At 71.8% G+C, this 20263-nt stretch carries 19 protein-coding genes and 1 riboswitch; of the genes, 10 read left to right on the top strand and 9 right to left on the bottom strand.

The window, feature by feature from the left end:
- Positions 1-39: 39 nt before the first annotated feature.
- Both PSH03_RS19250 and PSH03_RS19245 read right to left on the bottom strand, forming a co-directional pair.
- The gene (locus tag PSH03_RS19250) at positions 40-1032 is read right to left on the bottom strand and encodes a zinc-dependent alcohol dehydrogenase family protein (protein WP_238689954.1); all 993 of its coding nucleotides are present in this window, start codon (positions 1030-1032) and stop codon (positions 40-42) included.
- A gap of 108 nt (positions 1033-1140) precedes the next feature.
- Positions 1141-1617 carry an acyl-CoA thioesterase gene (locus PSH03_RS19245; RefSeq protein ID WP_238689953.1) on the bottom strand — a complete coding sequence of 159 codons (477 nt, stop codon included), beginning with the start codon at positions 1615-1617 and terminating at the stop codon, positions 1141-1143.
- An 80-nt stretch (positions 1618-1697) separates the two neighbouring features.
- A riboswitch (cobalamin riboswitch) is annotated at positions 1698-1910 on the bottom strand.
- Positions 1911-2039: 129 nt separating this feature from the next.
- Between PSH03_RS19245 and PSH03_RS19240 the strand changes: the two genes are divergently transcribed.
- The 6 genes from PSH03_RS19240 to PSH03_RS19215 all read left to right on the top strand — a co-directional run bounded on the left by PSH03_RS19240 (position 2040) and on the right by PSH03_RS19215 (position 8424).
- Positions 2040-4148, top strand: coding sequence for a copper resistance CopC family protein (locus tag PSH03_RS19240; protein WP_238689952.1), 2109 nt, complete (start codon positions 2040-2042; stop codon positions 4146-4148).
- A 65-nt stretch (positions 4149-4213) separates the two neighbouring features.
- Positions 4214-4816, top strand: coding sequence for a copper chaperone PCu(A)C (locus PSH03_RS19235; RefSeq protein ID WP_210781481.1), 603 nt, complete (start codon positions 4214-4216; stop codon positions 4814-4816).
- 23 nt (positions 4817-4839) lie between these two features.
- Complete coding sequence (locus tag PSH03_RS19230; RefSeq protein ID WP_210781482.1) at positions 4840-6054, top strand: Dyp-type peroxidase; 1215 nt, start codon at positions 4840-4842, stop codon at positions 6052-6054.
- Positions 6051-6632: a copper resistance CopC family protein gene (locus tag PSH03_RS19225; protein ID WP_238689951.1), complete on the top strand. Its 582-nt coding sequence runs from the start codon at positions 6051-6053 to the stop codon at positions 6630-6632. Before PSH03_RS19230 ends, PSH03_RS19225 begins: the two co-directional genes overlap by 4 nt.
- Before the next feature lie 14 nt (positions 6633-6646).
- Positions 6647-6811, top strand: a complete 165-nt coding sequence (locus tag PSH03_RS19220) for a hypothetical protein (RefSeq protein ID WP_210781551.1) — start codon at positions 6647-6649, stop codon at positions 6809-6811.
- A gap of 137 nt (positions 6812-6948) precedes the next feature.
- On the top strand, positions 6949-8424 hold the full coding sequence (locus PSH03_RS19215) for a PepSY-associated TM helix domain-containing protein (protein WP_238689950.1): 1476 nt from the start codon (positions 6949-6951) through the stop codon (positions 8422-8424).
- A gap of 48 nt (positions 8425-8472) precedes the next feature.
- On the opposite strand, the gene PSH03_RS19210 is transcribed toward PSH03_RS19215, so the two are convergent.
- Positions 8473-9606 carry an oxalate decarboxylase family bicupin gene (locus PSH03_RS19210; RefSeq protein WP_210781484.1) on the bottom strand — a complete coding sequence of 378 codons (1134 nt, stop codon included), beginning with the start codon at positions 9604-9606 and terminating at the stop codon, positions 8473-8475.
- A gap of 13 nt (positions 9607-9619) precedes the next feature.
- Positions 9620-9880 carry a hypothetical protein gene (locus PSH03_RS19205; protein WP_210781485.1) on the bottom strand — a complete coding sequence of 87 codons (261 nt, stop codon included), beginning with the start codon at positions 9878-9880 and terminating at the stop codon, positions 9620-9622.
- Between the two features lie 198 nt (positions 9881-10078).
- Here PSH03_RS19205 and PSH03_RS19200 point away from each other — a divergent pair, with 198 nt between their 5' ends.
- Both PSH03_RS19200 and PSH03_RS19195 read left to right on the top strand, forming a co-directional pair.
- Entirely contained in the window at positions 10079-11659 is a 1581-nt protein-coding gene (locus PSH03_RS19200; protein WP_238689949.1) for a helix-turn-helix transcriptional regulator, read from the top strand.
- Positions 11660-11666: 7 nt separating this feature from the next.
- Positions 11667-12494 (top strand): GNAT family N-acetyltransferase, encoded by an 828-nt coding sequence (locus PSH03_RS19195; RefSeq protein WP_238689948.1) that lies wholly within the window; start codon positions 11667-11669, stop codon positions 12492-12494.
- Between the two features lie 15 nt (positions 12495-12509).
- On the opposite strand, the gene PSH03_RS19190 is transcribed toward PSH03_RS19195, so the two are convergent.
- Positions 12510-13520 (bottom strand): aldo/keto reductase, encoded by a 1011-nt coding sequence (locus tag PSH03_RS19190; RefSeq protein ID WP_238689947.1) that lies wholly within the window; start codon positions 13518-13520, stop codon positions 12510-12512.
- Between the two features lie 116 nt (positions 13521-13636).
- On the opposite strand from PSH03_RS19190, the gene PSH03_RS19185 reads away from it, so the two are divergent.
- Positions 13637-14245, top strand: coding sequence for a TetR/AcrR family transcriptional regulator (locus tag PSH03_RS19185; RefSeq protein WP_238689946.1), 609 nt, complete (start codon positions 13637-13639; stop codon positions 14243-14245).
- A 5-nt stretch (positions 14246-14250) separates the two neighbouring features.
- Here the strand turns inward: PSH03_RS19185 and PSH03_RS19180 are convergent, their stop codons facing one another.
- From PSH03_RS19180 to PSH03_RS19170, 3 genes are all read right to left on the bottom strand, one after another.
- Positions 14251-14880: a VOC family protein gene (locus tag PSH03_RS19180; protein ID WP_210781488.1), complete on the bottom strand. Its 630-nt coding sequence runs from the start codon at positions 14878-14880 to the stop codon at positions 14251-14253.
- 259 nt (positions 14881-15139) lie between these two features.
- Positions 15140-16024 (bottom strand): pyridoxal-phosphate dependent enzyme, encoded by an 885-nt coding sequence (locus tag PSH03_RS19175; RefSeq protein ID WP_238689945.1) that lies wholly within the window; start codon positions 16022-16024, stop codon positions 15140-15142.
- Positions 16025-16087: 63 nt separating this feature from the next.
- Positions 16088-16621 carry a hypothetical protein gene (locus PSH03_RS19170; protein WP_238689944.1) on the bottom strand — a complete coding sequence of 178 codons (534 nt, stop codon included), beginning with the start codon at positions 16619-16621 and terminating at the stop codon, positions 16088-16090.
- Positions 16622-17265: 644 nt separating this feature from the next.
- Here PSH03_RS19170 and PSH03_RS19165 point away from each other — a divergent pair.
- Positions 17266-17976 carry a DNA alkylation repair protein gene (locus tag PSH03_RS19165; protein ID WP_238689943.1) on the top strand — a complete coding sequence of 237 codons (711 nt, stop codon included), beginning with the start codon at positions 17266-17268 and terminating at the stop codon, positions 17974-17976.
- Here PSH03_RS19165 and PSH03_RS19160 read toward each other — a convergent pair.
- Positions 17973-20252: an LLM class flavin-dependent oxidoreductase gene (locus PSH03_RS19160; RefSeq protein WP_238689942.1), complete on the bottom strand. Its 2280-nt coding sequence runs from the start codon at positions 20250-20252 to the stop codon at positions 17973-17975. The two genes, PSH03_RS19165 and PSH03_RS19160, sit on opposite strands and share 4 nt — an antisense overlap.
- Positions 20253-20263: the final 11 nt, after the last annotated feature.

The raw sequence follows: 20263 nt of genomic DNA, 5'->3' as shown, positions 1-20263 counted from the left end.
GCGAGCCCTGACCACTTCGGTGTCGACGAACGGCTCGGCTCAACCGGCGACGTCCACGACGACCTTGCCCTCGGCGGTGCCGTCGGCGACCAGCCGATGGGCGTCCATGACCGTGTCGAGCGTGAACCTGCGCTCGTCCAGTCGGGGGCGCAGCGCGCCGGCATCGGCCAGCGCCGCGATCTCGCGCAGGATGTCGCCGTGGTGTTCCCGGCCCCGCCCGGTGAGCATCGGCAGCAGGGTGAACACGCCGGAGTAGGTCGCACCCCGGAACGACAGCGGGGCGAGCGAGTGTGAGCCCCAGCCCAGTGCGCTGACGACGTGCCCGTGGTAGGTGCGTACCGCCGCGAACGAGGCGTCGAGCGTCGCGCCGCCGACGTTGTCGACGACGATGTCGAATCCCTCGCCGCCGGTGTACCTCTCGACGTACTCCTCGACCTTGCTCGCTGTGTAGTCGATCGGCACGGCACCCAGACTCTCGATCACCCGCAGGCTCGCCGGCCCGCCCGTGGCGTACGCCTCGGCGCCTCGCGCCTGGGCAAGTTGCACACCCACGTACCCGACACCTCCGGCGCCTCCGTGCACCAGGACCTTCTGCCCGGCGCGGACTCCGGCCCGGTCGACCAGCCCCTCCCAGGAGGTGACCGCCGCCAGGGGCAACGCGGCGGCCTCCCGCATCGAGAGGCTCCTCGGCTTGTGGGCCAGCAGTCGAGCGTCCACGGCGGCGTACTCGGCCAGCGAGCCCTGTAGGTCGCCGACGCCCCCGCACAGCCCATACACCTCGTCTCCCGGCTCGAAGCCGGCCACGTCCGCGCCGACCGCCGCGACGACGCCGGCAAGGTCCAGGCCGAGCACCGCGGGCAGCTCGACACGCGCGTGCGCGGCCTTTCCTGCCTGGATCTTCGTGTCGAGCGGGTTGACCCCGCTGGCGACGATCCGCACCAGCACCTGCCCGCGCTCGGGGGCGGGTTGATCGATCTCCTCGACCGTCAGCGGAGCGTCGAACTCCCGCAACAACGCGGCGCGCATAACCATCCATACTCTCCGTGATCGAGGCTTCACGTGGACGCTATCCGACCGGGTCGGCGGCGGGGCGGGTTCCTCGGACCGCGCCGGCGCCGCGACGGGCGGACCGAGTGTGGGTCAGTCGTCTTCGGCACCATCGAGTAGCGCGCGTCGCAACGCCAGTCGGTGCTTCCGGCGGATCTCCGCCTCCCGGTACCGTCGGCGGTCCCCGTCGGTCTCCGGTAGCAGCGGCGGCACGGTACGAGGCTGGCCGTCGTCGTCGATGGCGACCATGACCAGGTGGGCGGTTGCCACGTCGGTGGGAGGCACCGCCCGGTCCCACCGGTCGGCGGTCACCTTGACGGCCACCTCCATCGCGCTGCGGCCGGCCCAGGTGATCCGGGCGTCGACGTGCACGACGTCGCCGACCCGCACCGCGCGGAGGAACGCCGTCTCGTCGATGGCGGCGGTCACCGCCGGCCCGTCGGAGTGTCGGGCGGCGACCACACCGGCGACGGAGTCGATGAGGTTGAGGATCCGGCCGCCGTGCACCGTACCCATCAGGTTGGTGTGGTGCTGGTCGGGAAACCACACCGCCGGGTCGCGGACACACACTGGCGAGGACCTGGCCGTGCACCACACGCACGGCCCGTCACCCGCTCAGCCCACCCGCGAGGCCGACGGCAGCGCACACGGTTGTGTACGCGGCGCCGGCAGGTCTTCGGACTCGCGGGCCTGACCGGTCGCGCCGGTCCCCTACTGGCCGTCGCTTCCCAGGCCGTTGGCCCAGTGCTGATGACGGCGGTCGTTCCCACTCACCGCTGCGGGGCAGCCCCGGATTTCCACCGGTTCCCTCTTACGACGCCCAGCCGGTCACGACGGGGCGAACCAGCGCCGTCGGCAGCATAGCTGGCCAGGGGATCTGTCCACGAGGGCGTCCTGCCGCGGCGGCGGACGGCCTCATCGTCAACTTTTGTCGTCCGAGGAAGAAGATCGCCACCTATTGAAAAAAGTCTCGCGAGGGTGAGGATATCCAGATGCGTCGTCTCCCCCAGACTTGCGGGCGGGTGGTCTCGGGCCTCCTCGCGTTCCTCCTCGCCTCGGCTGTCGCCCTCCTCGCGTCCGCCCAGCCCGCCGCGGCGCACGGGACCCTCGCCACGTCCACACCGGCGAGCGGCGCCACCGTGCGCGAGCCGTTGACGGAGGTGCGGCTGTACTTCACCGAGAAGGCCGCCGCCAACGCGTTCTTCACTATCACCGCCCCGGGCGGCGCCCGTGTCGACAACGGCTGGTCGCAGGGGGAGCCGAAGCCGCTGGAAAAGCCGGTGCGGGAGTACTTCCTGGTCAACGGGCAGTTCGAGCCACGGGAGTACACGACGGGGTTCCCCGCGGTGGTGTCCGTCGCCCACCTGCCCGCAAAGGGCCAGTACTCGGTGAGCTACCTGTCGGTCGCCTCGGACGGCGACACCGTGCGGGGCACCCTGACCTTCCGCTACGACGGGCGGGTGACGGCAGCGCCGAAGGGGTGGAGCCCGCCATCGACCCAACCGGACCCGGCGCTGGTGGCCGCCACCGAGCAGCACAACACGTCCGGGCAGGCCTCGGCGGTGCCGACCACCGCGGACGATCCGTCGACCCCGCCGGCTGCGGCGGCCCCGTCGACCGGGTCGACCGAGGAGAGCGGTCCCGGGGCACCGGCCTGGGCCGGCTGGGCGGCGGCGGTCGCGGCGGTCGGGGCGGTGGCCGGGTTCGTCGTCTGGCGTCGCCGATCCGCCGGCACACCCACCGGCCGGGGCCGTACCTCGGCGGCGACCTCCGGTCGACGCGGCGGTGGCGCCCGTGCCACGAACAGGGCCGGCACTGGCAAGACCGTCGGCGGCAAGGCTGCCGGGGACAAGACCGTCGGCGGCAAGGCTGCCGGGGACAAGACCGTCGGGGGCAAGGTCGGCGCTGGCAAGGTCGGCGGGGGCAGGGCCGGCGCGGCGACCGGCGTCGTCGCGCGTACCGCGAGCGACAGGCAGCGGCCCGCCACCGTGCCGGCGGCGCGCAAGGGCGACACGGTCGTCACGGCCCGCACGGGCGTCACCGTCGAGCCGACGCCTACCGATCAGGTGACCGAGGCCCTCGCCAACACGGACGGCGAGCCGACGGTCGACCCCGGGCCACGGCCCGACACGGACCTCGCCGCCGCGACGCCTGGGTCCCGGCTGAGCAACACCCACCTGGCGCTGTTCGTCGGCGGGCTGGTGGTGGCCCTGTTGGCCGGGTTCGGGCTGGCCCGTATCGGCACCGCCGACGAGAGTCCGGCGACCGGCAACGCACGACCGTCGGCCGGTGGAGCGTCCGACTCGGGGCAGGTGGGCTCCGCGACCGACGGGCACCAACACCCGGCTGGTACGGGGCCGCACACGCATCGGGGTGACGACGCGCCGGGCGCGACGCTGGCGACCGGGACGACGGTCAGCGCCGGTGGGTACACCCTGCAGCCGCTGGAGCGGTCCCAACCCCCTGGTGTACGCGCCGACTACCGGTTCCGCATCGTCGGGACCGACCGGCAGCCGGCAACGACCTTCGCGGTCGTCCACGACAAGCCGTTGCACATGATCGTGGTGGGCCGGGACCTGTCCGGCTACCAGCATTTGCACCCGACGATGGCACCCGACGGCACCTGGAGCGTCCCCCTGACGCTGGCCCGGCCCGGCGGCTACCGCGTCTACGCCGACTTCTCCGTCACCGCGGCCGACGGCAGGCAGCAGCCTCTCGTGCTGGGCGTCGACCACACGGTGCCCGGCGCGCACACCCCGACCGCACTGCCGCCGGCACAGGCGCAGGCGACAGCTGGTCCGTACGCGGTGTCGATGACCGGCACCCCGACGGTGGGGGTGACGGCGCCGATGCACTTCCAGGTCAGCGCCGACCCGACCGTACCGGCGCAGTTGGAGCGGTACCTGGGCGCGTACGGGCACCTGGTGGTGGTTCGTGAGGGCGACCTCGGCTACGTGCACGTCCACCCCGAGCAGGAGTTGGTCGACGGGACCGTCAAGTTCTGGCTGACCGCGCCGAGTTCAGGCCGGTACCGGGCCTTCTTCGACTTCCAGGTCGCCGGCAAGGTGCACACCGGGGAGTTCACGATCAACGTTCCCTGACTCCGGAACTTTCTCCGAGCTGCGGCCGACCAACCTCCCAGCAGCAACCATCGGAGGAAGAACACATGCGCACCACCAGCCCAAACGCTTCACGCCGCCATTCGGCCGCCATCTTCGCCGCCGCGATCCTGACGGTGGGCGTCGCCGGTTGCGGCTCGTCCGACTCTCCGTCGACAGCGCAGGCGGGCCCGCCCGCGTCGACCTCGGCCAACCCGGACGCTGGTGTGCTCGGCATTCGTGACCCGTGGGTGAAGGCGGCCGACAAGGGCATGACGGCGGCCTTCGGGACCCTGGTCAACGACGGCGACACCGATGTCACGGTGACGAGTGCCACGACCTCCCTGTCGCCGATGGAGTTGCACGAGATGGCCATGAAGGACGGCAAGATGGTCATGCGGCAGAAGCAGGGCGGCATCGTGATCAAGGCCAAGAGCACGCACGCCCTGGAGCCCGGGGGCGACCACCTCATGCTGATGAACCTCACCAAGCCCGTTCAGGCCGGCGACGAGTTGACCTTCACCCTGACCTTCGCCGACGGCAAGAACCAGCAGTTCCGCGCCATGGCCAAGCCGTTCACCGGCGCGCAGGAGAGCTACGCCCCCGGGCACGGCGAGCCGATGCCCAGCATGAGCGCCACGCCGGAGATGAGCATGAGCCCGGCATCGTGACGCGGACACCACAGGTCCGGCCGGTGAGCAGGCGCGGCCTGCTCACCGGCGGAGCACTGGCCGCCGGCGGAGCCCTGGCCGGTGGTGCCGCGATCGCCGGCACCCGCGCGGGGAGGACCGGGCCGCCGACGGCGACCGCCGCCGACACGACGCCCGTGGCGACCGTCGGAGGGCTGGTCGAGCCGTTCCACGGCGCCCGGCAGGCCGGGGTGGCCACCGAACCGCAGGCGCACGCGTCGTTCGTGGCACTCACAGTGCGGGCCGGCGTCGACCGGGCCGCGCTGGGCCGGATGTTGCGGTTGCTCACCGACGACGCCGCCCGGCTCACCCAGGGCCGACCCGCGCTGGCCGACACCGAGGCCGAACTCGGGCTGCTGCCGGCACGGTTGACAGTGACCTTCGGCTTCGGGCCGGGCCTGTACCGGGCGGCCGGCGTCGACGACCGCCGGCCGGCATCGGTCACCGACCTGCCGTCGTTCCGCATCGACCGGCTTCAGCCGGCCTGGTCCGGCGGCGACCTGCTGCTGCAGATCTGCGCGGACGACGCGATCTCCGTCGCCCACGCCCAGCGGGTCCTGGTCAAGGACAGCCGACCGTTCGCCACAGTGCGGTGGGCCCAGCAGGGCTTCCGGCGCAGCCCCGGTGTCGAGCCGGGCGGCCACACCCAACGCAACCTCTTCGGTCAGCTCGACGGCACCGCCAACCCCCGACCCGGCGCGCCCATGGACACCGCCCTCTGGGTCCCGGACGGCCCGGCATGGCTGCGCGACAGCACCACAGTGGTACTCCGGCGGATCAGCATGAACATGGAAACGTGGGACCTGCTCGGCCGGACCGACCGCGAACTCGCCGTCGGGCGACGGCTCGACACCGGCGCCCCGCTCACCGGCACCGCCGAACACGACGAACCCGACTTCGCCGCCACCGACGCCGACGGCCTCACCGTCATCCCCGACTTCTCGCACCTGACCCGCGCCCACGTCACCGACGACCGGCTGAAGATCCTGCGCCGGCCCTACAACTACGACGGGGTGCCGACGGCGGAGGGCCACGCGGACAGCGGCTTGATCTTCGCCTCGTACCAGGCCGACATCGCCCGACAGTTCCTGCCCATCCAGCGCCGGCTGGCCGATCGGGACCTGCTCAACGAGTGGACCACGCCGATCGGGTCCGCCGTCTTCGCCATCCCGCCCGGATGTCAACCGGGCGGGTGGATCGGCGAGCAGGTGCTCGGATGAGCACGTCAACCGTCATGACCGTACCGTCGTCCCGCCCCACCGCCGTCCGGCTCGGCGCGGCGGTGCTCGCCGCCCTCGTGGCGGTACTCATCCCGGCCAGCCCGGCCTGGGCGCACAACTCGCTCAAGACGGCCACGCCCGCTCGGGACGCGACAGTCCCGAGCGCACCGACCGAGGTCACGCTCGAATTCATGCAGCGACTCGACCCGGCGTTCACCACCATCGTGCTCACCGACGCCGCCAAGCGGAAGCTTCCCACCGGCGAACCGGTGGTCACCGGAGCAAAGAGCACCGTCCAGGTGACCGACACCCTGCCGAACGGGACGTACACGGTCGCCTACCGGGTCGTCTCCGTCGACGGGCACCCGGTGCAGGGTTCCTATCCGTTCACTGTGGCCGATCCGACGTCCAGCGCCGCGCCGGTTGCCGACGTGAGCGCGTCAGCGCCCGCCCCGTCCGCCGCTGCCGGGAAGTCCGGCGGCGGTCCGAGCGCCGGCCTACTCGTCGCGGCTGCCGCGCTGGCCCTCCTCGTCCTGCTGACGGCCGGGCTGCTGTGGCGGCGGGCGGCCCGGCGCTGATCCGACCCGCCCGCGTGCGGTCGGCTCGCCCCATCACCTCACCGCACCTCGACCGGGCCGCCGACCGGGCCGACGCCACCGGCGCGGAGGACGACCTCTCCCGCTACAACGCGTTTCTCGCCGCGGCCGGACGGACCGACAGCGATTCGCGCCGCACGGTCCGGCCGGACCAGCCCTGACACCGGGAATCCGATTTTCGGGAACCACCGGCGTCTCTCCCCCGACTACCGGTCAGGGCCGACGCGACACCTCACCGGGCGACCAGACCAGTACGGGAATCACCTTCGTGCTTCCCGACTCTTCCGATCGGATCACCATGTCTCTCACCGAACTGTCCGGCACGCCGACGCCGGAGCCCGCCACTACCACCGAGAAACCGGCCCGACCCGCCCGGCGCGCGTCACCGTTCGGCGCGCTGCTGCTGCGGCTGCACTTCTACGCCGGCATCCTCGTCGCCCCGTTCCTGGTGGTCGCCGCACTGACTGGCCTGGCCTTCACCACCACCCCGCAACTCGACACCGTCCTCTACGGCGACCACCTGACCGTCGCCCAGGTGGGTGACCGTCAGCTCCCGCTGGCCGAGCAGATCGGGGCCGCGCGCAACGCACACCCCGACGGCAGCATCACCACAGTGCAACCCGGCGACGGCGACCGGACCACAAAGGTGGTGTTCTCCCTGCCCGAACTCGGCGAGAACCAGCACACCGTCTACATCAACCCGTACACCGGCGAGTCCCAGGGGCAGCTCACCACCTGGTTCGGGTCCACGCCGGCCACCACCTGGCTGGACGACCTGCACCGCCACCTGCACCTGGGCACCGTGGGCGAGCACTACTCCGAGCTGGCCGCGAGCTGGCTGTGGGTGATGGCGCTCGGCGGGGTCATCCTCTGGTGGCGTCGACGCGGCGCCGCCCGAGCCGCCGCTCGGCACCTGCTCGTGCCGGACCTGTCCACCGGTAAGGGTGTCCGCCGTACCCGGGGATGGCACGCCACCACCGGCATCTGGCTCACCGTCGGACTGCTCTTCCTCTCGATCACCGGCCTGACCTGGTCCCGCTACGCCGGCGCGAACTTCACCGCCGGCCTCGACGCGCTGAACGCCCGCACCCCGGAGATCTCCACCAGCCTCACCGCCGGTCCCCCCGCCCCTGCCGAGACCGGCGGGGGCCACGAGCACGGCGCCGCCGGGCCGGGCGGCGTCGTCGAGTCGGCGGCCTTCGATCGGGTCCTGACGGTCGCTCGCGGCGCGGGCCTCTCCGGGCCGGTCGAGATCAGCCCCGCGCCGGAGCCGGGCTCCGCCTGGACCGTCACGCAGGTCGACAACACCTGGCCGGTCAAGAAGGACCGCATCGCCGTCGACCCGGCCTCCGACACGGTCACCGCCCGCAGCGACTTCGCCGACTGGCCCCTGCTGGCCAAACTGAGCGGCCTCGGCATCCAGGCCCACATGGGGATCCTCTTCGGCCTGGTCAACCAGATCCTGCTCGCCGCGCTCGCCCTCGGCCTGCTCTGCGTCATCTTCTGGGGCTACCGCATGTGGTGGCAACGCCGGCCCACCCGCGCCGACCGCCGTGCGATCGCCGGCACCCCGCCAGCCCGCGGCGGCGTACGCGGTCTGCCGCTCTGGGCGCTGCTGATCGGCGTACCGGTGACCGTGGCGATCGGCTGGACGCTGCCCCTGTTCGGGCTCACCCTGCTCGCTTTCCTCGTCATCGACGTGGTGGTGGGTGCGCTGTCTCGACGCCGGCGACCTGCCGTGGCTCCCACCTCCCCGGCCCCTGCGGGGAGCTGATCCAACGGACCGGCCGTCCGTGCTTGAACGGACGGCCGGACGCTTCGCTCAGATCACTACCTGTTTGGTGTTCGGCAGGCTGTCGACGATCGACTTCTGCACGTTGATCGTGTCGGCGATGATCTCGTGGGGCGTGTTGGCCATCCACTGCATCACCGAGATGTCCTCGAACCGGGGATGGCGGAACATCTCCAGGAACACCAGTGGCTCGTCGCCGGTGTTCTCGATGTAGTGGCCGTACGCGAACGGGACGTAACCCACGTCGCCGGCCTGGAAGTCGAACGTCCGGGCCGCGGCCTGGGATGCGAAGACGCCCATCCGCCCGGTGCCGGAGATGTAGTACTGCCACTCGTCGGTGGTGGGATGCCAGTGCAATTCGCGCATCCCTCCCGGCTCGACCTCGACCAGGGCCGCGGCGGTGGTAACGGAGGCGGCGAAGTTGGTCGAGTCGGTGATCCGGACCGTCCCGCCGCGGAATCGCTGCGGGGTCTGCGCGAGCATCCGGTGCTTGAAGCTTCGGGGGATGTCACCCGTCGGGCTGACCACCCGATCCTGCTGCAGGGGCGGTGGGACGTCGCCCTGGAAGATGTACTTCTCCCGCTCGGGCAGATTCTCCATCTGTTCCAGCGTCCAGCCGAAGTTCTTGGCCAGCACGTGTCGAGGGGTGTGGGCGAAGAAGTCGCTGAGCAGGAAGGTGTTGTTCTCCGAGAACGCCCCGTCGTCGAAGACCAGCAGGAACTGTGCGCCGTCTTCCAACGCCTGGATGTTGTGCGGCACGCCCTGCGGAAAGAACCACAGATCGCCGGCCTTCACGTCCTCGATGAAATTGCGGCCCTCGTGGTCGACAGCGCTGATCCGGCAGCTACCGCTGAGCATGTACGCCCACTCCGACTGCTGGTGCCAGTGGATCTCCCGGTACGCGCCCGGCTCGAGACCGAACTGGACGCCGGACAACTGACTGGCGATCGGGAGGTCCCGGTTGGTTACCTCGCGGGTCCAGCCGCCCTTCTCCACCCGGGTGTGCGCCTGCGAGAACGAGAACTTGAGGTTGGGCACCAGCCGGCTGTCGGTCGTCGGTGGAACCAGGAGGTCCGGGTTCTGCCGCTCGAGCTCGACGTTGCGGCCCGCGAAGGGCGGGGCGCCCTGGCCGCCGCGCCGAGGCTCGGGATCGCTGTTCGCCATGATCGCTGTCTCCTCACTCGGGTTGGATCGGACGGGGCGCGGGAACGGACCCGCCCCGCAGCCGTAGCCGGGACGAGATCCCCAGCAGGGCGCGCAGTCCGGGCCAGCCGTACTGGACCGTGATCGCGACCGGGATCGCCGCGGCGGTCGCCATCAGCACCAGGCGGGTCCACGCCGGAGCGTGACCACCCGCCCCGGTGCCGGCGTAGAGGACGAACATCAGCAGTACGACCCGGAGCCGATGCAGACCGGGAAGTTCGGTGAGCTGGGCCATGATTCGATGATCGGCGCCGAACGTCGCCCGTCGCATCACGTGATCGCGCCATTACCGCAGGTCAAATCCCGGACGGCGGGGGCCATTCGGCGCAATCCCACCGGTTCGTCGATCCGCTCGCCCGTACCTGGCGGCATAGCTAGGCTCGGTCGCAGGACGGCCTTTCGACGCGCCTGGTAACAACCGGGGAGAACGCCATTGTCCGAATCACCCTTCAACGCCGGAACGCTCCCGGCCGACGACATCGCCACCGACGCCGAGCAACGACGGCACCGGCTGTTCGCCACGGCGGACCAGCTCCGGCTGGCCGGACGCGGGATGGAGGCGCTGCACGTCCTGGCCGCGGAGATCGCCACGAGTCGCAGCGGCGAGCGCCACCGCGCCCACCTGCTCGGGCGAGTGGCGCAGATCGTGGCACTGGAGCAGCCGACCATCGCCCTCGCCGGCCTGCGGGAGGCGTTGAACCTCCGACTGGACGCCCGCAGCCACGGCACCCTGCTCGCCCTGACCGCCACGATCGCGGCCCGCACGGGACATCCGGACACCGATGCCCTACTGCGCGACGCGGGCACCGCGCACGCCGCGTCGGGTGACCAGGCGTCCGCTCGCCAGCTCGCGCTCGGCCGGGCCGCCCGCTCGCTCGCGCACGGTGATCTGCCGGGCGCCCAGGCCGTGCTGGCGACCCTCGACCCGGACTCCTGGACGGCACGCGCCGACGCCCCGTCCATCCGGGCGGAACGGATCCTCGTGCAGCTCGGTCTGGGCCGCCACCAGGACGCGCGGGCCGCGACCCGCCAGGCGCCCGAGGCGACCGACGCCTCACTCACCGGGCTGACCGCGTTGGACTGCCTGCGCATGGTGGCAGTGGGAGAGCTGCCCGAGGCCGCCGCGCTGGCCGTCACGACGCTCAGCTCCGACTCTGCGGACCTCAGCAGGGAGGTGCGTGCCCTGCTGGTAGCGGTGATCGGCGAGGTCCGCTACCGACGGGGCGAACACGACGACGCCCGTGCCATCCTGCGCGCCTGCCTCGCCGAGGACCGCTGGCCCGACCGTACGATGTGGACGTTCGCGTTCTGTGTGGCGGTGCGCGACCCCGCCCTCAGCGCGCCGGCCGGCCTGCTCACCACTGTCGTCGCCGACCTGCACCGGTCGGTCCGGTCACTTCTGCCCGTGCCGCACTTCGGCCCCCGACTGGTACGCGCGGCGGTGGCGGCCGACGACACCCGGGCCGCCCGGCGGGTCACCGAACTAGTCGAGCTGGTCTCCACTCGTACCCCGGTGCCGCTGTGGCACGCGCTGGCCGACCAGAGCCGAGGGTTGCGCGACGGCGACCCGGACGCCCTCCGGTCGGCGGTGGACCGGCTGCGCACCACCGCCGCGCGGCCGGCGCTGGCCGACGCGTTGCTCGACCTCGCGAACAGCCCTCGGGCGCGATCCGGGGAGGCGCGCGATGCCGCGCACGAGGCTGCTGCCCTCTACGCCCGGATCGGCGCTCCTGGGGACCAGGCGATCGCGGACCGGCGCTGCGCCGACCTCGCCGCCACCCCGCGCCACCGGCCGCCGGTCGACGAGTCGCCAAGCCGGGGCATCGGCGCGCTCACCCCCGCCGAGGAGCGGGTGGCCGAGATGCTCGCCGCAGGTGCCACGAAGAAGGAGGCGGCCAGGAGCCTCTTCGTCTCCTTCCACACCGTGGACACCCAACTCCGCTCCATATACCACAAGCTGGGCATTCACAATCGGATGCAGTTGGTGCGGGCCTGGGAACGGACCAGACGATAATCAGCCGATGACAGCGCCAGCCGACCTGACCCCGCTCGCCGAGGCCGTGGAGTGCGAATTCATGCACTCCTACGAGTCGCAGGCGCCCGGGCCCACGTACACCGATCTCGGGATCGCGACCACCCGCATCGACGGCGGTGTCGCCCTCGCCATGCGCAACGACCCCTCCGGCGGGTACTGGAACAAGGCCCTCGGCTTCGGCACCACCGAGCCGTTCACAGTGCAGACCCTGGATCGCGTGCTCGACTTCTACCGGGAGCACGGCGTCGACCAGGCGGTCCTCCAGCTCGTTCCGTCGGTGCTGCCGGCGGGCTTCGACGAGGTCGCTGCCGCGCGCGGGCTCGAGCCGGGAAGCACCTGGGTCAAGCTCGCCGCCCGACCCGGCGACGTCGCCGCGGCGCAGACCCGTCTGCACGTCGCGCCGGTGCCGGCCGCCGAGGCGCGACGCTGGGCCGACGTGCTGCTCACCGGGTTCGGCATGCCGACCGGTGGGCTCACCGACATGCTGGCCGCGACGGTCGGCCAGCCGGCGTGGCGACCGTACGCCGCCTGGGACGACGGCGAACTGGTCGCGGGCGGCAACCTGTTCCTGCACGGCGAGGCCGCGTCGCTCAACGCCGCCGCGACGGCCTCCGGGCACCGCGGGCTCGGGGCGCAGTCGGCGCTAATCGCCGCCCGCGCCCGAGCTGCGGCCGAGGCGGGATGCCGGTGGCTGTTCGCCGAGACCGGCAAGCCCGCGCCCGGTCAGCAGAACCCGTCGCTGAACAACATGCGCCGGGCCGGGCTGGTGCCGCTCTACGAACGCCGCAACTGGGTCTGGCGAGCAGCTTCCTGACCCCGCCCGCCGCTGTCACTTCTCGCTGTCGAGCAGCGCCATCATGGCGGTCGCGTACCGCTGGCCGGAGGCGGCGCCGGCCGGCACGGCACGCTCGATCTCGTCCAGCGCGTCCTGGTCGAGCACCAGGTCGACAGCGGCCAGCGACTCGGTCAGCCGGTCGCGTCGCCGCGCCCCTACCAACGGCACGATCTGTTCGCCCTGTGCCGCCACCCAGGCGATCGCCACCTGGCTGGTGGTCGCCCCCAGCCGCTGCGCGACCCGGCCGAGCGCGTCCACCAGGCGCAGGTTGGCGGCCAGGTGCTCGCCCTGAAACCGTGGGCTGTTGGCCCGGAAGTCCGTGCCGGTCAGCGCACGGTCCGCCGACCAGTGGCCGCTGAGCAGACCTCGGGACAGCACCCCGTAGGCGGTCAACCCGATGCCCAGCTCCCGCAGCGCCGGCAGGATGGTGGCCTCCGGGCCCCGGGAGAGCAGCGAGTACTCGATCTGCACGTCACTGATCGGCGCCACCGCCGCGGCCCTGCGGATGCTGTCCGCGCCCACCTCGGAGAGCCCGATGTGCCGGATGTAGCCGGCCTGCTGCATCTCCAGCAGCGCGCCCACTGTCTCCTCGACCGGCACCTGCGGGTTCAGCCGTGACGGCCGGTAGATGTCGAGGTAGTCGGTGCCCAACCGTCGCAGCGAGTACGCGAGCCGGTCCTTCACCGCCGCCGCCGACACGTCGTACGGTGCCGCCTGGAAGCCGCCGTCGGGTGTCCGGCGTGCGCCGAACTTCACGCTGAGCACCACCTCGTCCCGGCGGCGCTCCCGCAGCACGCGGCCGATCAGCATCTCGTTGTGACCTGACCCGTAGAAGTCCGCGGTGTCGATCAGGTTCACACCGGCGTCGATAGCCGCGTGCAGCGTCGCGACGCTCTCCGCCTCGTCGGCCGGCCCGTACAGGTCGGACATGCCCATCGCGCCGAGCCCGATGATCGACACCTCCGGCCCGGAGGCACCCAACCGTCGCCGTCGTAGACCCGCCATGTCCCTCGTCTCCTCCGGTCGTCGTCGCGGTGCGTCGCGGTGTGCGGGCACCGCTGTGTACGCTGTGTCCATATAACCAGCAAGTAGACAGCATGTCCATATAACCGGGAGGACCAGTGGCCGAACTCACGCCGGATGCCCAGACGCCAGCACGCCGTGGTCGCGGCCGCCGCCCCACCGATCAGGTACGCGCGGAGATCCTCACGGCCGCCGGTGAACTCCTGCTCGCCGAGGGCATGGCCGGCTTCACCATCGAGAAGGTCGCGGCCCACGCCGGAGCCAGCCGGATGACCGTCTACAAGTGGTGGCCCTCCAAGGGAGCGCTCGCCCTGGACGGCTACTTCACAGTCGTCGCGCCCACCCTGGCCTTCGCCGACACCGCCGACATCGTCGCCGACCTGACCAACCAACTCGTCGCCTTCGTCCACCTGGTGCGGGACACCACCGCCGGGCGGGTCATCAGCCAACTCATCGGGCAGGCGCAGACCGACCCGGAACTGGCCGCCGCCTACCGCGAGCGCTACTCCGCACCCCGTCGGGCCCTCGCCGTCGAAACCCTCACCCGGGCCATGGCCCGGGGGCAGCTACGCGCCGACATCGACCCCGAATCCGTCGTCGACCAACTCTGGGGCGCCTGCTACCACCGGCTTCTCATCGCCGACCTGCCGCTCACCGAGGACTTCGCCCGCACCCTGGTCGACAACCTCATCCGCGGACTGCGCTGACCGGCTCACTCGGGCGGCTTGGCCCCCGACTGCTCGCTGACCATGTACGCCGCGTACCAGTCGGGCCAGTTGTCGTCATGCTCGCCCGTACGTTTCTCGTGCTCGCCGTGCGCGGCGGCCGCGCGCCGAAGCGCGCTCGCCAGGTCGCTCGTGGAGCCGAACGACGTGAGGCCGCCCTCGATGCGTCCGGGAAGCCTGGTCGTGATCTCCTGCATCAGCCAGGTGTTGCCGTCCGGGTCGCGCAGCGTGGCGCGCGAGAAGTAGCTGCGCCGCTGCGGGTCCGGCCCGTCGACCGGGCCGTCCGGGCTGACGTGGAAGACGTCGCCGACCTCGACACCGGCGGCGGCGAGGGTGTCGTGGGCCGCCTCGATGTCGGACACGATCAGGTACGCCGTGGCCGAGCCGGGTGCCGCCGACGTGAGCCCGGGGCCGAACTGCACGGAACACGCGGAGCCGTGCGGCGTCAACTGGACGATGCCGGGCGGGGTCTGATCGAGGCGCCACCCGAGCCGTTCGTAGAACGCCTTCGCCCGGTCGACGTCCGAGACCGGGATGACGACCACCTCAAGTTTGACGTCCAGGCTCTCGATGCGCGACGTCGCACTCGCGTCGCCCTGGGCAACCTTCGGGCTCATCGCCGCCCCCTTCCTGATCATCACGCTACTGCTTGCGCCCCTGTTCGGCGGCGGCTTTCCGGCATCAGCCCGGAGCCATCCTGGTGGCCCTGCGCACCCCAACAGGGCGATCATCGGCCGGCAGCCGCGGACCTTCGCCGAGTTCGTTCGCGATCACCGCGAGCACTTCGCCGGCGTCTGATTCGTCGACAGCTCGGCGCGGTGCCCTTCGGCGCGACTCCGCCGGAGGGCACCGCCGTGCGTGCCCGGGCCGGCGCCCCTACAGCTCGGGGTGGCCGAAGAGTCCCGGCAGACCGCCGCTGTGCAGAAAGACGACCCGGTCGCCGTGCGGGAAGCTGCCAGCCAGCAGCGCCGCCATCGCCCGACCGGTGTACGTCGGGTCCAGGAAGACCCCCTCCGTACGCGCGGTCACCTCCAGCGCCGCCCGGACGGCGTCGGTCAGCGTGCGGTACCCCGCACCCACCTGAGTGCCGTCGATCCGCAGCGCGTCCGGTTCGACCTCGCCGCCGAGCAGCCCGGCGACGGTCGCCCGTGGGTCCGGCACGGCGCCCACATCCACGCCGACGACCCGCTGCGCGCCCAACTCCCGCACCAGGCCGGCCATCGTCCCGCCGGAACCGAGCGCCGCCACCACCTCGACCCCGTCGGCGTCCGGCAACTGGTCCCGCAGCTCCCGAGCGCAGTCCACATAGCCCTGAATCGAGTTGGGAGCGGTGCCGCCGAACGGGATGACGTACGCCGATCGTCGCTCCGCCTCGGCCGCCACCACCTCGGCGAGCGGACGCTCTCCGCTCCAGACGATCTCCGCGCCGGCGAGTGCGTCGAGCAGCAGGTTGCCTCGTCGACGCTCCGGGGGCGGGCCGGCGAGCACCAGCACGCAGGAGAGGCCGAGCCGCGCGGCGGCGGCCGCGGTGAGCCGGGCGTGGTTGCTCTGCGGCGCCCCGGAGGTGATCAGCGTGGTGGCGCCGTCGGCGATCGCCTGCGCGCAGGTGTACCGGAGCTTGCGGATCTTGTTGCCGCCCCCGCCGAGGCCGGTGAGATCGTCACGCTTGAACCAGAGCTCGGCCAGCCCCAGCCGGGCGGCGAGCCGGGGCGCGGCCTCCAACGGCGTCGGCCAGGTACCGAGGGGAACGGGTGTGATCATCCGTGCAGCTAAACACTCCCCGGCCGCGCACGCAGCTTCCTGGCCGTGGGCGCTCTTCCGCCGCTATGCCCGGCGTGCTGCTGCCCCGGGCAGCGGACCGACGTCCGAGTGACGACCGGGACGCAGCGCGGCGTGCCGCTGCCCGGGACCCGCTCCGTCGCGGGCGGCGAGCGCGTCGGCCACCGCCCCGGTGGCGAACGCGTAGATGGACTTGTGCAACACGTCGATGGCGAGTTCGGGGCGGGGCCAGGTCGGTGGGGGCGCCCCCACGCCGGTGGCGTTCTCCAGGATCTGGTCGTTGGTCAGGCGCACCGCCGTGAACATCGTCGAGGCCCAGGCGCCGCGCAGCCCGGCCTGCGCCATGGCGCTGCGCAGCACGCCGACCAGCGCGCCCTGGCCGTAGTGCATCGCCAGGTTCTGCCACCGGGGCTGCTGCCCGGAGGATTCCGGCAGGCCGGTGAGCCTGGCCAGAACCCGGGCCGGCACGTAGGAGTCGGGCCGACCGGTCACCCGCTGTTCGATCTTCTCGGCGGCCGTCATCACCGCCGCCCCGGCCAGGCCCGCCACCAGCCCCTGCCACACCGCTCGCTTCAGCATGGTTCAGCCCTACCCACCGCTCAGGCACCCACACCCGCGACTCGTCACCGGACTTCGCGCCGGACGACTGCCCGGTTGCCACCACCCGGGGTGGGTGCGGCGCCGGTCAGGTCCGGGCGAGACTCACCCTTGAGACTTTCCCACCGCCTGGGCGACCAGGGCCTCCGCGACCTCGCGCACCTTCCGGTTGGTGTCCAGGGAGACTCCGCACGCCGGCGGCGCGCGCCCTCTCCGCCCATGCCGGCCAGCGCTCCTCGGTCTCCATGTCCGGCACGGAGATGGTGTCACCGCTGGCGGAGGCATCCAGGCAGGGGCCCCGGTGCTGCTCGTACTGCCACTCGTCCAACTGACGGGCCAGCTCGCCGGTGAATGCCCCGGTCCAACCGACCCGACCCCCGCACCAGGGTGACAGTCACTTCCCTCGTCCCGGGAATGCTCCCCTTGGCGAGTTCAGCGACCCGGAGCAGCATGTCGTCGAGGCTGACCTCGTCGAGTCTGACCCGGCCCAGCTCGGCCAACGCGTCGGCGGGATCCGTCCTCGGCTGCGTCATCGCAGGGTCGTACCCCTTGAATCACCCACTCACACCATGCCGAAGGTCGGACGCCTCCGCCATGCCGGCTGACCCCCGGTAGCGTCGACGGTCATGGCCACCAACGTCGACGTGCGTCGGGCACTCGCCAGCCTCGCCGATCCACGTCGAGCCGAGGCGTCGAGCCGGTTCCTCCGGATGGTCCCCGGTGGGTACGGCGAGGGCGACCGGGCCCTCGGTGTCTCAGTGCCCGACCAGCGCACTGTGGCCGCCCGGTTCTGGCTCGACCTCTCGCTGGCCGAGACGACGCAGTTGCTCACCGGCGGCGCCCACGAGGAACGGTTGACAGCGCTGCTCATCCTGGTGCGGAAGTTCGTCAAGGGCGACGAGCCGGAACGGGGTCAGATCTTCGACATCGTCCTGGCCAACACCGACCGCATCAACAACTGGGACCTGGTGGACTCGTCCGCGCCGTACATCGTCGGGCCCTGGCTGCTCGACAGGGACCGGAGCGTCCTGGACCGGTTGGCCGAGTCGAGCCTCGTGTGGGAGCGGCGCATCGCCATCATGGCGACCTTCGCCTTCATCAAGGCCGGTGACTTCGAGTGGACCTTCCGACTCGGCGACCGGCTCCTGCACGACCCGCACGACCTCGTCCGCAAGGCGGTGGGCTGGATGTTGCGCGAGGTGGGCAACCGGGACAGAGCGGCGGAGGAGGAGTTCCTCGCCCGCCGCTACCGGGTCATGCCACGGGTCATGCTGCGGTACGCGATCGAGAAGTTCGAACCGCAGCGTCGCCGCGACTACCTGTCCGGTGCCCTCTAGCCGACCGGCCCGGCCGGTGGGATGGGGAAGTTCCGGTTGAAGACGTTGTCCGGGTCGTAGCTGGCCTTGACGGCGCGCAGCCGGCCGAGGGTGGGCTCGGGCCAGGCATCCAGCAGTCGAGCCGGATCGGTGTCGCTCTCGAAGCTGAGATACAGGCCGTCGAGGTGCGGGTACAGCTCGGCCCACAGTTTGTCGAGTTGGGGCCGGCGGTCCGGGACAGTGGCGGCGAGCACCGAGAAGTTCTGCTCCCGGTGCGGGTACGCGGTCGCGTCGCGGGCGACGTCGTTGACCGCCCCGCCGACGGACCGGAGCTGCATGATCATCACGTCGCCGGAATGGATCATGTTCTCCATGAGGTCGGCCGCCTGCGGTGTGACGTGGTGCAACAGGCCGCTGCGGGTGTCGCGCAGCCCCTGACCCCGATGGTGGTTGCCCGGCGGCACGACGATCGCCGGGTACGGCACGAGCTGCGCCTGCTGGTCGAGGATCGGCCCGATCTCCAGGAACGGGCTCAAAGCGGACTGCGCCGCCTCGACGTCGTCGCCGGCGTAGACAAGCGTGACCTGGGCAGCCGGTGGGCTGCCACGGCGAGCGGGAAAGAGGGAGAGGAAGCTCGTCAGCTCCCGTGGCGCGTCCTCGACGAGCTGGCCCCACCGGCGCAGTAACTGGGCGGTGTCGGTCGCGTCCGCGACGAGTTGGGCGTAGACGACCTTGTCGACCTCGTACGCCTCCAACTCCAGCGCGGTGACCACACCGAAGTTTCCACCGGCGCCGCGGACGGCCCAGAACAGGTCGGGGTGATGCTCGTCGTCGACGCGGAGCAGACGGCCATCCGCGGTGACGATCTCGGCGGCGACGACGTGGTCGATGGTCAGGCCGTGCTTGCGCGCCAGGTATCCGACGCCGGCGGTGGTGGCGAGACCACCGACGCCCACGTCTCCGTAGTCGCCCGAGCTCATGGCCAGGCCGTACGGAGCGAGCGCCTGGGCCACCTCGCCCCAGCGTGCGCCCGGCTCCAGGCGCACCCGACGGGTCGCCCGGTCGAGCACCTCGACCCTGTTCATCCTCGACATGTCGATGACGACTCCCCCGTCGTTCGTCGACCGGCCGCTGATGCCGTGCCCGCCGCTGCGCACCGACAGCGGAACATCCTGCGTCCGGGCGTACGACACGGCGTCGACCACCTCGGCGGCGTTGCGCGGACGGATCACCAGGGCCGGCGAGCCGTGCCAGCTGTAGGTGTGGCGTACCCGCTCGTACTCCTGGTCACCGGGCTCGACGGACCTGGTGGCCAGCGACGGCGGCAGCGCGTCGTAGTCGAGGCCGGGGTGCCGCTCGGCCAGCGCGACGGTCGTGCGGACCGGCCCGGTGCCGACCTCACCCCCGGTGCGCTCCTTGGCGACCGCCTCCCGCAGCGCGGGGGCGATCTCCTGCCCGAGGGTCTGAATGAGACGTGGGTCGTCGCGCCCGATCAGGAAGGTGCTGAACCCCTCCTCCACGACCAGCGGAAGGAGTTGGTCGACCCACTGCTCGACGGGCCCCTGGAGGAAGCCGCGGCTGCGCGACGAGACGTCGACAGTGAACAGGTTGAGCAGCCGCCGGATCTCCCGGGGGTCGCGGCCCGCGGCGATGGCCGCCCCGTCGATGAGCCGGTTGGCGGTCACCCGGTCCGGAGATCGCAGGTATTCCAGCGTCGGCAGCCAGCCGTTGGCCTTCTGACCGGTCAGGGCCAGCATCTTCGGCTGGTACGCGCCGAGCCAGATGTCGATGTCATGTGCCGGCTTCGGGCCGCGCTGCATGCCGGGTACGGGGTAGTACTCCCCGTCCAGCCGCAGCGGCCCAGTGGCGGTGTCGTCCCAGACGCCGCGAAGGACGTCGATAGCCTCCCGCAGGGCCGCGACTCCCTGCCCCGCTGTCAGCCGACGTGCGCCCATGCCCTCGATCCCGTCCCAGAACGCGCCGGCGCCCAGGCCCAGTTCGAAACGGCCGTGCGACAACCGGTCCAGGCTCGCCGCGGCCCGGGCCAGCACTGCCGGCGGGCGCAGCGGCAGGCTGAGGACGTTCCCGGAGATCCGGAGCCGCTCCGTGCGGGCGGCGACCCAGCTCAGCAGCGTCCAGGTGTCGAGGAACTCCGCGTTGTACGGGTGGTCCTGGAAGGTGACCAGGTCCAGCCCCGCCGCCTCGGTCAACTCGGCCAGCGCCACCACCTGATCCGGGTCGTGCACGCTGGGTGTCAGGAACGACCCAAACCGGAGTTCGTGCCCGTAATCCGACATTGCTTCACCAT

This window comes from Micromonospora salmantinae (assembly GCF_022230905.1).
GTDB classification, from domain to species: Bacteria; Actinomycetota; Actinomycetes; order Mycobacteriales; family Micromonosporaceae; genus Micromonospora; species Micromonospora salmantinae.
The sequence above is the reverse complement of the archived record's forward strand: the minus strand, read 5'-3'. Positions and strand labels throughout refer to the sequence as shown.

Coding starts and splice junctions, on each gene's coding strand:
- PSH03_RS19215 (WP_238689950.1), top strand. CDS start 6,949: ATGTCTCTCACCGAACTGTCCGGCACGCCGACGCCGGAGCCCGCCACT.
- PSH03_RS19180 (WP_210781488.1), bottom strand. CDS start 14,880: ATGAGCCCGAAGGTTGCCCAGGGCGACGCGAGTGCGACGTCGCGCATC.
- PSH03_RS19250 (WP_238689954.1), bottom strand. CDS start 1,032: ATGGTTATGCGCGCCGCGTTGTTGCGGGAGTTCGACGCTCCGCTGACG.
- PSH03_RS19195 (WP_238689948.1), top strand. CDS start 11,667: ATGACAGCGCCAGCCGACCTGACCCCGCTCGCCGAGGCCGTGGAGTGC.
- PSH03_RS19225 (WP_238689951.1), top strand. CDS start 6,051: ATGAGCACGTCAACCGTCATGACCGTACCGTCGTCCCGCCCCACCGCC.
- PSH03_RS19170 (WP_238689944.1), bottom strand. CDS start 16,621: ATGCTGAAGCGAGCGGTGTGGCAGGGGCTGGTGGCGGGCCTGGCCGGG.
- PSH03_RS19175 (WP_238689945.1), bottom strand. CDS start 16,024: ATGATCACACCCGTTCCCCTCGGTACCTGGCCGACGCCGTTGGAGGCC.
- PSH03_RS19240 (WP_238689952.1), top strand. CDS start 2,040: ATGCGTCGTCTCCCCCAGACTTGCGGGCGGGTGGTCTCGGGCCTCCTC.
- PSH03_RS19190 (WP_238689947.1), bottom strand. CDS start 13,520: ATGGCGGGTCTACGACGGCGACGGTTGGGTGCCTCCGGGCCGGAGGTG.
- PSH03_RS19160 (WP_238689942.1), bottom strand. CDS start 20,252: ATGTCGGATTACGGGCACGAACTCCGGTTTGGGTCGTTCCTGACACCC.
- PSH03_RS19205 (WP_210781485.1), bottom strand. CDS start 9,880: ATGGCCCAGCTCACCGAACTTCCCGGTCTGCATCGGCTCCGGGTCGTA.
- PSH03_RS19210 (WP_210781484.1), bottom strand. CDS start 9,606: ATGGCGAACAGCGATCCCGAGCCTCGGCGCGGCGGCCAGGGCGCCCCG.
- PSH03_RS19165 (WP_238689943.1), top strand. CDS start 17,266: ATGGCCACCAACGTCGACGTGCGTCGGGCACTCGCCAGCCTCGCCGAT.
- PSH03_RS19235 (WP_210781481.1), top strand. CDS start 4,214: ATGCGCACCACCAGCCCAAACGCTTCACGCCGCCATTCGGCCGCCATC.